Below are 13,718 nucleotides of genomic sequence, written 5' to 3' on the forward strand. Positions count from 1 at the left end.
GCCTGCTACGACCCCTCCATCCACCAAGCCAACAACAAGGTCAGCACAGCCGCTGAAGAGCCCTTGGCGGCATAGAGGTTGACTCAGGAAACTCATGCGGTCTCGGCCTGAAGGGCGGGGCCGAGGAGGAGTCCACCGTCGATGACGTACTCCGACCCCGTGATGAACGACGCGTCCGATGACGTGAGGAACAGGAGAAGTCGGCTGACGTCGGTCGGCTCCCCGAGCCGGGGGATGGCGAACGGCTCGGGTGAGTAGAAGTCGGCGATTGCCGCGACTGCGCCAGCTGCTGGTTCGTGGATGAAGGAGGTCGATATCACGCCGGGGTGGATGGTGTTCACCCGGATGTGGTCGCGGCCGAGCTCGAGCGCTGCCGTTTGCGTGAGACCTCGCACGGCCCACTTGCTGGCGACGTACGGCGCGTAGTGAGCCGTGCCGCCCAGGCCCATGGTCGAGGCGACGTTGACGATGGCTCCCCCTGCTGCGCGGCGCAGAGCGGGGGCTGTGACCTTGATGCCGAGGAAGGTCCCGGTGAGGTTGATGTCGAGGATGCGCGACCACGTGGCCTGTTCCGTGTTTTCGATTGTTGCAGGCGGATTCTGCACGCCCGCGTTGTTGACGAGCACGTTCAGGGCGCCGAAGGCGCTCTCGGCGGTCAGCACAGCGGCGGACCACGAGCTCTCGTCGGTAACGTCAAGGCGGGCGAAGCGAGCGCGGGTCCCGAGTTCGTCGGCGAGAGCGGCGCCGCGTTCCGCGTCGATGGCGCCGATCACCACGTTCGCTCCCTCCGCGTGAAAGGCGCGCACGTGGCTTGAGCCCTGGCCGCCGGTCCCACCGGTCACGAGCACGGTCTGGTTGTCGAAGCGGGGCATCAGATGTTCCTTCGGTACGTGGGTGAATGACCGGGATCACCAGTGATGAACGGCGGCCAGTGGTGAGCCGGGCGACTCACCATCCCTCTGACGCTAGGTCGGCGGCAGTGGCGAGTCAAGCCACTCACCTCGTATGCTCGGCCCATGAGCAGGATCGTGACGACGTATCACCAGCGCGTCGCCCAGGAGAAGCGCGCGCTGATCGTGAAGGCCGCGACCGAACTGTTTCTCGAGTTGGGCTACGACCGGACGTCGCTGGCGCGGATCGCAGAGTGCTCGGGCGTTTCGCGGGCCACCTTGTTCAAGCAGTTTCCGAGCAAAGCTGCCCTGTTCGACGCCATCGTGACCGAGTCCTGGTCGACCGCTGACGAGGAGGATCCTCCGCCGGCAGGCAACGTCGTTGACGGGCTCAGCATCATCGGTCGCCGTTACGCCGAGCTGCTGGGCCGTGCCCAGATGACCGACCTGTTCAGGATCGTCATCGCCGAGCTGCCGCGGTTCCCTGAGCTGGCCCATGCGCAGTTCTCGCACGGGAAGATGCCCTACTTCGAGTCCGTACGCAGCTACCTCCTGGCTGAGCACGAGGCGGGAACGGTACGGGTCGAGGACGTGGACCTCGCAGCCACCCAGTTCCTGGGCATGATCTCCAACTACGTCTTCTGGCCGACGCTCCTGGTGCCGGGCTGGGAGGTGAGCGCCGAACGCGTCGCTCAGGTAGTCGACGAGGCCGTCCGCACCATCGCCGCCCGGTACGCCGCGACTGGGCCAGGGGTGTCCACCAACGACTGAGTCCCGCCGACCGCGACTGAGTCCCGCCACCGCCAAAGGAGCTGATGCCTACGCAATCGAGGCCGTCGGCACCAAGGGCGTTCGCGGGGAATCCCAGGGCATCCCGGGGCGGACATGGAAGGAGGGAGTCTCGATCGGCACGGCCCGACAAGAGGTCTCAGCAGCGGGCCCAAACGTGCAAGGCTGCGCTCTCGGGGTGGAAACTCCCAACGGCAGCAAGAGGGGTGGCCCAAGACCCGCAAGCCAGGCCCGCAACTACACCCTCATCTGTGAAGAGTCGGGAAAGGTCGTCAGCCCGACGTGTGCCCGGACACCGGGCTGGTCCGGCTGTCGTACGGCCAGTCCCGCATGCTGCGGGACGAACACACCGCTGGCCACGGGTTGGGATCTGGACGAGTGGCGGCACTCCGGCCTGACCCATCCCGGCGAGCAGGGTGCGTCGCTGCTGATGCTGATAGTGAAGTCGAGGCATCGGAAGCCGGAGAACGTCCGCCGCTATTTCAGAGGGCGGTATGAGAGTGCGTAGGTGTTTTGTCGTCACCTGAACGTGTGGCGGTGCGGTACCCCGGCCGGTCGGCGGCCATGGGCATGTTGGGCTGGTCACCGTGAGCGAGCGCAAGCCCTACAAGACCGACCTGAGCGATGAGCAGTGGGCGCTGGTCGAGCCGGTGATCACCGCGTGGAAGGCCGCGCATCCCTCGGTCAGCGGCCATCAGGGCCGGTACGCGATGCGGGAGATCGTCAACGCACTGCTCTACCAGGGCCGGAGCGGGTGCCAGTGGGAGCTGCTCCCGCACGACTTTCCGCCACCCGGCGCGGTGAAGTACTACTTCTACGCCTGGCGTGACGACGGCATCGACCAGACCATTCATGACCTGCTGCGCTGGCAGGTGCGGGAAAAGATGGGCCGGAAGGCGGACCCGAGCCTGGTGGTGCTCGATACCCAGAGCGTGCACGCGGCGGCCGGGGTGCCCGCCGAGTCGACGGGGCGTGATGCGGCAAAAAAAGTACCGGGCCGCAAGCGCGGCCTGGCCGTTGACGTTCTGGGGCTGATGCTCGCGGTAGTCGTGGCGGCCGCGGTCCCGGCCCGCTGGGGGAATCCTGTGTTCCAACTGAGCCGCATCCGTGCATACGGGCGGGAGTCCAGGGCGAGGGCACGGGCCGGTGACCGGCCATGACTCCGCCCGGCGACCGACGTCTTCACCAACTACCCTGGCCAAAGCGGGCGTTGGCACTCTCCGGCCACCTGATTCCCTTGAGTCGCCGTCGCCCCGGCACTCACTCTGATGGCTGGCTTCCGCTCACCGGGCGGAAGCGTTTCCGCGTTCAGGGGAGGACGTCCACCCATGCGAAGACTCCACGCCCTGTGGGCCGTGGCCGGATTGGCCGGACTGCTCGCGGGGGCCATCACGCCCGCGACAGCCGCCACCGGTTCCACGGTCTCCACCCACCTCACGGGCCCGAGCACCGCCCCACCGCAGACCGTCACCCTCATCACCGGCGACACCGTGACCCTCACCGCCGGACCGGACGGCAGGAACGCCGTCGACGTCCGGCGCGGCAAGGGCCGCGAGGCCGCCACCTTCCTGTCCAGCGAGAAGAACGGCGAGATCAGCGTCCTGCCGACGGACGCCGTCCCGCTGATCAAGGCGGGCCGCCTCGACCCGGCCCTGTTCAACATCACCCAGCTGGTCAAGCAGGGCTACACCGACGCGAAGACCGGCTCCACCCCGGTCATCGCGACGTACGGCAAGGGCACCGAGACCCCCGAGGGCGCGCGCCGGACGCTGGCGCTGCCCGGGATCGACGGCGCCGCGCTCAGTGCGAAGAAGTCCACGGCCTTCTGGTCGGACATCGCCCCGGCACTCGGCACCGAACCCACCGCGAAGGCCGCGAAGCAGCTCGGCGACGGCATCGACAAGATATGGCTGGACGCCAGGGTGGAGGCGTCCCTCGACGTGAGCGTGCCGCAGATCGGCGCGCCCGAGGTGTGGAAGGCGGGCTACGACGGCACAGGCGTCGAGGTCGCGGTCCTGGACACCGGCGTGGACACCGGGCACCCGGACCTGGCCGGGAAGATCGCCGGCTCGGAGAGCTTCGTACCGGACGAGACGATCCAGGACGGCTTCGGTCACGGCACCCATGTGGCGTCCACGATCGTCGGCTCGGGCGCGGCCTCGGGCGGCCGGTACAAGGGGGTGGCGCCGGGCGCGCGACTGCTGGTCGGCAAGGTGCTGGACGACACGGGCCACGGCCAGTCGTCCTGGATCATCGCGGGCATGGAGTGGGCGGCGCACTCCGGCGCGAAGATCGTCTCGATGTCCTTGGGCGGTACGGCCTACGGTCCCTCCGACGTGCTCAGCGAAACCGTCGACCAACTGTCCGCGTCCACCGGCGCGTTGTTCGTGATCGCGGCCGGCAACGCGGGCCCGGGCGAGCAGACCGTGGGCACCCCGGGCATCGCCGACTCGGCGCTGACCGTGGGCGCGGTCGACAAGTCGGACCAGTTGGCCTCGTTCTCCAGCCGAGGTCCGCGCCCCGGCGACTACGCGGTCAAGCCGGAGATCACCGCGCCGGGCGTGAACATCACCGCGGCCCGCGCCGCCGGCACCACCATGGGCACGCCCGTCGACGACAACTACACGACGGCCAGCGGCACTTCGATGGCCACCCCGCATGTGGCGGGTGCGGCGGCGCTGGTCGTGCAGGCCCATCCGGACTGGACCGGCGAACAGATCAAGGAGGCGCTGGCCAGTACGGCGAAGACGAATACCGACAACTCCGTGTTCGAGCAGGGCGACGGCCGGGTCGACGCCGTACGGGCGGTCGAGCAGGACGTCTTCGCGACCTCGACGCTGAGCTTCGGCAAGTTCGAGGACGGTGACGACGGTGTCGTCAGCAAGGACATCACCTACACCAACACCACCGACAACGCAGTGGAGTTGACGCTCTCGTCGTCGCTCGCCGACCTCGCACTGGGCGCCGGTACGGTGACCGTGCCCGCGCGGGGCACCGCCACCGTCTCCGTCGGCGTCGACCCGGCGAAGGAATCCCAGGGCCGGTACACGGGCCATGTCACGGCGACCGCCGACGGCGGCGTCCAGGTCACCACGGGCGTCGGCTTCGAGAAAGCACCGAAGACCTACGACCTCAAGGTCTCGATCGTGGACCGCGAGGGCAACCCGTCGACCGGGGCGTCGCTCTACACGCTCCAGGAGCTGAACGGCGCCTACCCCGACGAGTACGGCTTCCTCGGCACCGGCTGGACCTGGCAGGTGCCGGCCGGCACCTACTCCATCGCGACCTGGATCCCGGACCTGGACGCGGCCGGCCTGGCCGTGGGCACGTCGGTCGTCGGCAACCCCGAGATCAAGGTCGACGGGGACACCGCGGTCGTCCTCGACGCCCGCAAGGCGGTGGAGATCAAGCCGAAGACCAAGGAGGACTCCGAGTTCAAGGGCTTCAGCACCAACTGGCACCGGGAGGGGCCGGGCAGCGCCTGGGGGCTCACCTACAGCCAGGGCTTCTGGACCGATCACGTCTACGTGGCGCCGACCCCGCGGGTCACCGTGGGCACCCTGGAATTCTCCGCCAAGTTCCGGCTGTACGCGAAGGAGTTGACGGCGAGCGTCACCGGCCCGGAGAAGACCTCGCTGTCGTCGCTCTACTACTCCCAGACGTACAACGAATTCCCGTTGAAGATCAGCGGTGACCACACGGTGCGGGCGGTGGACGCGGGCGGCGGTACCACGGCCGACTTCGCGGGACTCGACGTCAGGGGCAAGGTGGCGGTGGTCGGGATCGGTGCCACCGAGCGGGCGCAGAGCGCTCTGGACAACGCGACCAAGGCCGGGGCGGGATACCTCATCGTCTACCGCAAGACACCCGGTTTCTGGATCGAGGCAGTGGACCGGGCGACCACCGTCCCGCTGATGATCGCCACCGGCGAGCAGGGCGCCGGACTGGCCGCCCTCCTGAAGACCGGCAAGAAGGTCACGCTGAAGCTGAGCGGCACGCCGGTCAGCCCGTACGTCTACAACCTGCTGGCCGCACAGAGCGGCGCCATCACCGCGAACCAGACCTACCGCTTGGACAAGTCCAACACCGTGAAACGGAAGGCCCGTTACTACGGTGGCACGGCCGGCGAGATGGGCGCGGACACCCTGTACACCTTCCGTCCCTGGCAGCTCTTCAGCATCGAGAACAGCGTGTACACGCAGCTGGGCACGGAACGCGACGAGTACTACTACGTCGACCCGGACACCCGTACCAGGCACGTCGTCTACCCGAACTGGCAGACGTACCGGGGCGAGTGGAGCCCGCTGCGGACCTTCACCGAGGCGGGCACCGAGCCCACCGAGAACTGGCTGCGTCAGGTCGTCCGGCCGGGCAGCAGCGAGGAGTACGGGCTCTCCGAACGCACCGGTGACGAACTCACCCTCTCGATACCGGAGTTGACCGACTCCACACCGGGCCACTACGGATATGTGGACGGCGTCGACACCACCGCGCAGGGCAGGCTCTACGCGGACGGACAGTTCGTCGGCGACTCGGCGCTCGGCGGGTACGGCGTCTTCGACGTCCCGGCGGCGAAGGCCTCGTACCGCTTCGATCTGGACGTGCAGCGCAAGGCGGCCTGGGCCGCGTACTCCACGAGCACGCACACCGAGTGGACCTTCGCCTCGGCGCACACCGACTCCGCGACGGCACTGCCGCTGCTCACCGTCGGCATCGCTCCGAAGGGCCTCGACCTCCTCAACAGGGCCGATGCCAAGCGGGAGTTGACGGTCGGGCTGCCGGTCGCGAACCAGTCGGGGAGCGTCCGGGCGAGCAGTCAGAAGGCCTGGGTCTCCTACGACGACGGCACGTCCTGGAAGGAAGTGAGTGTCACGAAGGGCGAAGCACGGTTCAGGCCCGCGAAGGGCGCCGCCTCGGTGTCGCTGCGCGTACGGGCCACCGACCGCGACGGCAACGGGATCGACCAGACCGTACTGCGGGCCTTCGGCCTGAAGTGAGCCTGAAGTGAGCGGACGGTCCGAGCCACGGTAAGGATTCTTAACAATCACGCTCTACCGTGGCGAGCCATGGTGAACACGGCACAAGATCCTGCACGACAGACCCCTGCCGCGAGCCCCTGGGCCGCGGTGGGGGTCTCCGCCTTCGACGAGCGGGTGTACCAGTCGATTCTCCATCAGCCCGACGCCGGCGCGGGCGGCTGGACGCTGCTGAGCGGGGCGACCCCGGCAGAGCTGCGCGAGGCCTGCGACCGGCTGCTCGCGCTGGGACTGCTCCAACCGCCGGACTCCATGGGCGGGTTACGCGCGGTCGACCCGCGGGTGGCGATCCGTGCGCTGATCCGGCGGCGCGAGACGGAGTCCGAACTGGTCGCCGCCACCGCCGAGGAGATGGCCACCGCGTACGAGGCGGGGTTGCTGCGCGAGGAGCCGTCCCGGCTGATCGAGGTCGCCTCCGGCGAGGGCGCCATCGCGGCCCGCCTGGAAGAGATGTACGCCCGCGCGGAGCACGAGGTGTGCCTCTTCGACACCCCGCCGTACCTCGCCCCGCCCGCACCGCAGGTGGACCTCCAGGCCGACCTGCTCAAGCGCGGGATCGTCTCGCGCGGCATCTACGCGGCGACCGCCCTGGAGGATCCGAACGCCCTGTCCCGCGCCTGGAACATGGTCGAACTCGGCGAGCAGGCCCGGGTGTTGCCGTCCGTGCCGCTCAAGCTGCTGGTGGTCGACGGACGTCGGGCCCTGCTCCCGCTGACCTCGTCGGCGGCGGGCGGCTACTGCGCCGTCGTCGTATGGCACTCCGCGGTGACCGAGGCCCTGCAGAAGCTTTTCGAGCTGGCCTGGCGGCAAGCGAGTCCGCTCGGCCGGCCCGCGGGCAACGGCGAACTCTCCGAGGACGAGGAGGCGTTGACGCGGCTGCTGGCGGCCGGGCTGAAGGACGAGGCGGTGGCCCGCCATCTGGGGGTGAGTCTGCGCACGGTGCGGCGGCGGGTGAGCGACCTTCAGGAACGGCTGGGGGCGGCGAGTCGGTTCCAGCTCGGGCTGCGGGCGGCGCAGCGGGGCTGGCTGTAGCGGAACGGCGGAGGGCCGCACCCCCGTCGCCGAGGATGCGGCCCTCAACTGCCGTACCGGAGCCGCTAGTTGCGGATCAGGTTGCGCAGGACGTACTGAGAGGGCGGTATGAGAGTTGATGCCTGATTCTTCGTTTCGTCCGGGATGAGCGGGCAGGTCGCGGCGGCGAAGGACGGCTACGGCCGGGGCTGGGTGAACAAGCCCTGCTCGGTCTCGACCAGGATCCCGCGGTCGGTCAGCCGCTTGAGCTTCAGGCGGATGTTGTTGATGTTGTTGGGCGCGACCGTCAGGTCCATCGCCTCGCACACCTGCCGTGCACGCAGCGGATGGTCGGCCGTGGTGAACACCGCCATGATCTGCCGGTAGGCCGGATGGTCCGGCAGTTTCGGTGCCGGCGTCGCGGGCGGTTGCGGGTCGGGCAGCTCCAGCAGTGTCTTGCGGGTGATCCAGACTTCCTCGGCGGCCCGATCGAGTTCGTTGAGCTGTGCGGTCAGCTGCCTGATCTGCTCCTTCGTTGCCTCGGCCTGCGCGGTGATCTCGCGTTCCCGCTCCTCCAGCCGGGCCGGCAGCGCCCCGAGTGTCACCTCTCCGCCGGTCATGCGGTGCGCCAGGCAGCAGCGGTGGCCCCGGTCAGCCGGCGCAGTATCACCGCGGTCATCACCCAGTACACCCGCGACTCCGAACTGCGAGGCCGGTGTTCGTAGTCGCGGACCAGCCTGCGGGACAGCATCAAGATCCCATAGGCGCGTTCCACGACCCACCGCTTGGCCTGGGGAACGAACCCGGTCTGCGCGGGGTTGCGCTCCACGACCTCAACCGCGATGCCCACCTTCTCCCCGTGCGCGACGACGGCGTTCTTGAAGCCCTCGTCGACCAGGGCTTTCTCCACGGTGTCGGTGTCGGCGGCGACCTTGTCCAGCAGCGCGATGCCGACGGCGTTCTCGTGCGCCGACGCGGCCGCCACGACTACCGCGAGCATCAGCCCCAGAACGTCAACGGCCAGGCCGCGCTTGCGGCCCGGTACTTTTTTTGCCGCATCACGCCCCGTCGACTCGGCGGGCACCCCGGCCGCCGCGTGCACGCTCTGGGTATCGAGCACCACCAGGCTCGGGTCCGCCTTCCGGCCCATCTTTTCCCGCACCTGCCAGCGCAGCAGGTCATGAATGGTCTGGTCGATGCCGTCGTCACGCCAGGCGTAGAAGTAGTACTTCACCGCGCCGGGTGGCGGAAAGTCGTGCGGGAGCAGCTCCCACTGGCACCCGCTCCGGCCCTGGTAGAGCAGTGCGTTGACGATCTCCCGCATCACGTACCGGCCCTGATGGCCGCTGACCGAGGGATGCGCGGCCTTCCACGCGATGATCACCGGCTCGACCAGCGCCCACTGCTCATCGCTCAGGTCGGTCTTGTAGGGCTTGCGCTCGCTCACGGTGACCAGCCCAACATGCCCATGGCCGCCGACCGGCCGGGGTACCGCACCGCCACACGTTCAGGTGACGACAAAACACCTACGCACTCTCATACCGCCCTCTCAAGCCCTCGCCGGATGCCGTCGCCGAGGTGACCAGCCTGCTCGCGCCCCGCGACAGCAGGCGGTGACCTGGGGCGGTCAGCGGGAGTCCGCGACCAGAAGGTTGACAGAATTCGGGCGTGATACCCGACAGAGAAACGTGGGTCATCGGTTCGTGGCGGATCAGTTCACGCGCCCCCAGAGGTTGGTGATGGGCCCGGTCGACAGGCGGGCCGGAGGAACTGTGATGTCGCTCGCCGCTTACCCCGGCCGGCCGGTCGTTTCACCAACTGCGCCGGGCAGGGGTGAGTGAGTTGAGTCCGGTGTCGAGGAGTTGGGCTGCGCGATGGACGTCGGCGCTGACCTCATCGTGCAGTTCCTCGGGGGTCTTGGCGCGGTGCAGGTGCCTGCGCAGCGCATGGAACTGGAGGGGCCACAGCGCGAGCAGGGCGGCCGCGGCGATCTGAGGTTCCGGGTCGTCCGGGCTCATCTCGGTGCGTCGGGCCAGGACTTCGGCGGCTACGGCGACCTGCTGGTCGGTCATGTCGCGCTGATACGCCCGCAGGGACGGGGTGGATCCGATCAGCATGCCGAAGCGAAGGAGAACGGCTTTGGCCTGGCCCCAGTCGTCCTGCGCCGTCAGCCAGGACGTGAGGCCCGCCAGTTGGCCGGACAGAATCTCCAACACCGCCTCGACCGGCGACAGGTCCAGATTGGCCAGTGTGGTCTGCAGGGAATTCAACGTGGTTTCGCCCAGGTCCAGAACGAGGGATTCCTTGGTGGGGAAGTAGTTGAACACGGTCTTCTCCGACACCCCGCAGGCGTCAGCGATCTCAGAGACACGCACCGCATCGAAGCCCCGGTCCATGAACATCTCGGTGGCCGTGTCGGACAACTGCTGCCGTAGGAGCCGCTTCTTGCGCTCCCGTAGCCCCTCGACTGCAGGCTCCTCTTCACGGCGTCGCAAGGCCGTCCAGTCCACGGTGCGCGTACTCATCACTGAAGCATAGTTCAATCGCCCTATATATTCTGCTACTGTAAGTTTTTAGTGACTGTAAACACTGATGGTCTTGGTGCCTGCACGCCCTAGGAGCTTCCATGAGCGCCATCCACATCGTCCGTGACTACCCGCACCCGCCCCAGAAAGTCTGGCGTGCGGTCACTGATCCAGAGCTGGTCCCGCTCTGGACAGCCACAGGCGCCGGCGGGCGGCCGGAGGGCTTCACGACCATCCCCGGCACCACGTTCAAGTTTGTCGCGAAACCGAAGCCCGGCTGGAGCGGCGTCGTCGTGTGCCAGGTGTTGGAGGTTCGCGAGCCATCGCTGCTGCGCTACTCGTGGCAGGACGAAGGCGGCGGCGAGGTGACCGAGGTCGCCTACAGCCTCGAACCGCACCGCAGCGGAACGCGCTTCACCTTCGACCACACCGGTTTCACCGGCGCCGGAGGCTTCTGCATGGCCAAAATCCTCGGCACCGTCCGCGCCAAGATGCTCACCAGGGGCCTGCCCGCAGTGCTGAACGACCTCGATGACCAAGGCGCCCTGCGCCCGGAAAGCCCTCTGAGCCCCAAGCGGCTCTAGCAGAGCCGACGCGAGTACCCGCTGAACAGCGGGTACTCCGAACCTCACCGTTCGCCGGCGCCCGCACCGTGGCCGGGGGCACGGGACACCACCCGTGCCCCCAGCCATCGTCATCCCCAAAGACAGAAGGACCCGCATGGTCCACCGCACCGCACCCCTGATCGAGACTGGACGCCTGTGCCGGGGTCGGTGGTGGCCACGACCAGTCGGACGTTCCCGTCCGGGCCCCACCAGCCGAGCCGGGCTTCAGCGGCCCACCAGGTGGCAGTGTGCCCGTCGCGGAAGGTGCGCTCGATGCGCGTCCAGCCCCCCGGGGTGGTCGGCGTCGGCCCAGGTCAGAGCGTGAGCGGCGTCGACGGGGGTGTAGGCGTCGGTGCCGTAGGACCAGGTGCCGTGCCGGGGTTTGAGGGCCATCACGAACGCCAGGCCGGCTGCGTGCAGGCCGGCACGGAAGCTGTCGTGGTCGCCGTAGGCGCAGTCGGCGGCCACCGCCCTGAAGAGGAGCCCGGCCGCCTTGGCCTGGGCGGCCAGGGCCACCGCGATCTGCAGCTTGGACTGGAAACCCGGGTCCTTTTCCCCTGAGGGAAGTGGTGGGCCGGGGTGTAGAGGCGGGCGTGCACGGGGTAGTAGACGCGCTCGTCCGCCCAGCAGGTGGTCACGGTGACTAAACCCCGCTCGATCTTCCCGACCGAGCCCAGGTACTGCTTGCCCACGTGCGCGGTTGCCGTCCCTGACTTTCGGCCCCGGAATCATCGATCACCAGCACCCCGCTTGCGTGTGGCGCGGTGACCGGATCGGCCAGTAGCAGCTCCAGGCGGCGCCCGTTGACCCGGTGGTTGTCCCAGGTCGACTCCGAGAGGAAGAACTGCAGCCGCTGCACCGCGGCATGCTGGGCACCGACCACCGGCTCAGTGTCGGCGAGGCAGGTCAGCGTCTTGTTCCGGTCCCGTGGAAGCGGCAGCCCGGCCAGATACTCGCGAAACCCACGCCGCTGCGCCAGGGTCTCGAAGAGATCATCGAAGCGGGCGGCATAGGCTTTCAACGGACCGGGCGCAGGCGGGCGAGGCAGCCGCTCGTCATCTGGGGCTCCACGAAGGCAAGTTGGAACTCTCACTTCCGACGTACTACCGCCCCGATCCGGCGTCAACAAACCATCGCTGGTGCCGTGACCGGGAAGGTTCGCCGGGTTGGTGCCTTCGGATTCTCATCGTGGGGGTGTGAGTGAGGCCAGTGCGGTGGGTTGTACTGCGCCGGCGGCGGCCGAGCCGCGTAGTAGTTCGGTCAGGTTATGGGGCTGTGCCTGTTCGCCGGTTGGAGCCGCTGCTGCGATCCGGTCCAGCCGGAAGCCCCGGCCAGCCCGGCGTGTGCGGCACCAGGCGATGAGGTACCAGCGGCCGTCGGCGGTGAGCAGTCCGGCCGGTTCCACGACGCGGTTGCTTTCGTGTCCTGCCGCGTCGGTGTAGGACAGCCGCAGCACCATGTTGTTGGCGAGGGCGTGCTCCACCGCGGTACGGATCGCGGAGTCGCCGTGCGTCGGCAGGGTAACGATCCGTGCGGCGAGTTCTTGGGCCGCCGCCGAGGCGGGGCCGGCCATCGAGGCCACGATCTTTTGAGCCGCCGTGCGGGCCGCGCCGGCGTACGGGGTGGAGGCGTCGGCCGCGGCGAGCGCGGCGGTCAGTGCCGAGGCTTCATCGGCGGTGAGGTGGATCGGGGGCAGGGTCATCTCCGGGTCGATCGACCAGCCGCCACCTCGCCCGGGTATGGAGCGCACCGGGACACCGGTCTGCATCAGTGTCTGAAGGTCGCGCTGTACCGTGCGTGTGCTGACCTCGAACCGCGTGGCGAGCGCCGCGACCGTCAGCAGCCGCGGTGCCGCCGCGCGCAACTCTTCCACCAGCGCATACAGCCGGTCAGTGCGGTTCATGCCGCCGACGCTACCGTGACGCGGAGGCCAGGAAGCCCCGCTCTCGCCGTAGTTCCCGCTCGGTGATGGTCAGGGGGAACAGAGTGAAGCCGTGCATCGCGCCGGCGACGACGCCGAGCTGCACAGGCGCACCCGCCGCCTGCCACCGTGCGGCCAGGAACAACGAGTCGTCCAGCAGAGGATCTTCGGTGCCGACGACGATCCGGGCGGGTGGCAGCCCGGCCAGGTCCGCGAACAGGGGCGAGACCTCCGGGCTACGGCGCTGCTCTTCCCCCATCCCCGGTGTGAACAGCTCGTAGCCGCCCCGAAGCGTGTCGGTATTACTCAGCAGCTGTCGGGGGCCAAACCTCCGCTGGCTTGGTGTCATCGACAGGTCGTAGGGGCCGAAGAGCAGGTGAGCTGCCCGGAACGCGCCGGTGATGCCGTGCCGGTCTCGAAGGCGCAGCAGCGTCACGACGCTGAGGTGAGCACCGGCCGATTCACCGCCGATCAGCAGCCGGTCGGTACCGAACTCGGCCGCGGCGTGTTTCACCAGCCACCGGGCAGCCGCTTCGCAGTCGTCGGGCCCGGCGGGGAACGGGTGTTCCGGCGCGAGGCGGTAGTCCACGCTTACCACGGCCAGCCCTGTCTGCTCGGCGAGCCGCCAAAGCCGCTCGTCCTGTCCGTCCGCGGAACCGAACGCCCAACCGCCTCCGTGGATGTGCAGGTACACGCCGTCGACTTGGTCCGGCACGAAGACCCGTACCTTCACTGCGCCCTCAACGACGCGGTCTTGGCCGTGCGGCAGTCTTACCGGTGGCGTGTCGCCGCCGAGCCGGTTGCGCCGTAGGAGCGCCAGCGTGGCGGCGCTCGGCGCCTGCCCGCGAGCTGGACGGCTCGCGGCGGCAGCCTCAAATTGCTCGTTGAACCCCAGGGTTTCGGGGAGGCAGTCCTCATCGGTGATCGTCATGCCGTCGACA

11 protein-coding genes and 3 pseudogenes are annotated in these 13,718 nt (G+C 68.6%); 6 read left to right on the forward strand and 8 right to left on the reverse strand.

The genetic code is table 11. The annotated features are described in order from the left end of the window. Window positions 1-92 precede the first annotated feature (92 nt). Window positions 93-872: an SDR family oxidoreductase gene (locus M2283_RS44330; protein ID WP_280882271.1), complete on the reverse strand. Its 780-nt coding sequence runs from the start codon at window positions 870-872 to the stop codon at window positions 93-95. A 144-nt stretch (window positions 873-1,016) separates the two neighbouring features. On the opposite strand from M2283_RS44330, the gene M2283_RS44335 reads away from it, so the two are divergent. The 5 genes and pseudogenes from M2283_RS44335 (at window position 1,017) to M2283_RS44355 (ending at window position 7,747) form a co-directional block, all read left to right on the forward strand. Next, window positions 1,017-1,661, forward strand: coding sequence for a TetR/AcrR family transcriptional regulator (locus tag M2283_RS44335; protein WP_280882272.1), 645 nt, complete (start codon window positions 1,017-1,019; stop codon window positions 1,659-1,661). A gap of 297 nt (window positions 1,662-1,958) precedes the next feature. Further along, window positions 1,959-2,187 (forward strand): annotated as a pseudogene (locus M2283_RS44340) (site-specific integrase); the annotation flags it as partial. 79 nt (window positions 2,188-2,266) lie between these two features. Next, a pseudogene (locus M2283_RS44345) lies at window positions 2,267-2,740 on the forward strand (transposase); the annotation flags it as partial. Between the two features lie 267 nt (window positions 2,741-3,007). Next, complete coding sequence (locus tag M2283_RS44350) at window positions 3,008-6,676, forward strand: S8 family serine peptidase (protein ID WP_280882273.1); 3,669 nt, start codon at window positions 3,008-3,010, stop codon at window positions 6,674-6,676. 69 nt (window positions 6,677-6,745) lie between these two features. After that, on the forward strand, window positions 6,746-7,747 hold the full coding sequence (locus tag M2283_RS44355; protein WP_280882274.1) for a helix-turn-helix transcriptional regulator: 1,002 nt from the start codon (window positions 6,746-6,748) through the stop codon (window positions 7,745-7,747). Between the two features lie 176 nt (window positions 7,748-7,923). Here M2283_RS44355 and M2283_RS44360 read toward each other — a convergent pair whose 3' ends face one another. The 3 genes from M2283_RS44360 to M2283_RS44370 all read right to left on the reverse strand — a co-directional run bounded on the left by M2283_RS44360 (window position 7,924) and on the right by M2283_RS44370 (window position 10,251). Continuing rightward, window positions 7,924-8,346 (reverse strand): hypothetical protein, encoded by a 423-nt coding sequence (locus M2283_RS44360; protein WP_280882275.1) that lies wholly within the window; start codon window positions 8,344-8,346, stop codon window positions 7,924-7,926. Then, complete coding sequence (locus M2283_RS44365; RefSeq protein WP_280882276.1) at window positions 8,343-9,173, reverse strand: IS5 family transposase; 831 nt, start codon at window positions 9,171-9,173, stop codon at window positions 8,343-8,345. Before M2283_RS44365 ends, M2283_RS44360 begins: the two co-directional genes overlap by 4 nt. A gap of 364 nt (window positions 9,174-9,537) precedes the next feature. Next, entirely contained in the window at window positions 9,538-10,251 is a 714-nt protein-coding gene (locus tag M2283_RS44370; protein ID WP_280882277.1) for a TetR family transcriptional regulator, read from the reverse strand. Window positions 10,252-10,352: 101 nt separating this feature from the next. On the opposite strand from M2283_RS44370, the gene M2283_RS44375 reads away from it, so the two are divergent. Beyond that, window positions 10,353-10,835 carry an SRPBCC family protein gene (locus M2283_RS44375; protein ID WP_280882278.1) on the forward strand — a complete coding sequence of 161 codons (483 nt, stop codon included), beginning with the start codon at window positions 10,353-10,355 and terminating at the stop codon, window positions 10,833-10,835. Window positions 10,836-11,081: 246 nt separating this feature from the next. Here M2283_RS44375 and M2283_RS44380 read toward each other — a convergent pair whose 3' ends face one another. From M2283_RS44380 to M2283_RS44400, 4 genes and pseudogenes are all read right to left on the reverse strand, one after another. Beyond that, window positions 11,082-11,366 (reverse strand): transposase, encoded by a 285-nt coding sequence (locus tag M2283_RS44380; protein ID WP_280882367.1) that lies wholly within the window; start codon window positions 11,364-11,366, stop codon window positions 11,082-11,084. After that, window positions 11,249-11,949: pseudogene (locus M2283_RS52075) on the reverse strand (IS701 family transposase). The gene M2283_RS44380 and the pseudogene M2283_RS52075 overlap by 118 nt, the downstream one beginning before the upstream one ends. Before the next feature lie 90 nt (window positions 11,950-12,039). Further along, complete coding sequence (locus M2283_RS44395; protein ID WP_280882281.1) at window positions 12,040-12,759, reverse strand: helix-turn-helix transcriptional regulator; 720 nt, start codon at window positions 12,757-12,759, stop codon at window positions 12,040-12,042. 10 nt (window positions 12,760-12,769) lie between these two features. Further along, the gene (locus tag M2283_RS44400) at window positions 12,770-13,708 is read right to left on the reverse strand and encodes an alpha/beta hydrolase (RefSeq protein WP_280882282.1); all 939 of its coding nucleotides are present in this window, start codon (window positions 13,706-13,708) and stop codon (window positions 12,770-12,772) included. Between the last annotated feature and the right edge of the window lie 10 nt (window positions 13,709-13,718).

This window comes from Streptomyces pseudovenezuelae (genome assembly GCF_029892565.1).
GTDB classification, from domain to species: domain Bacteria; phylum Actinomycetota; class Actinomycetes; order Streptomycetales; family Streptomycetaceae; genus Streptomyces; species Streptomyces pseudovenezuelae_A.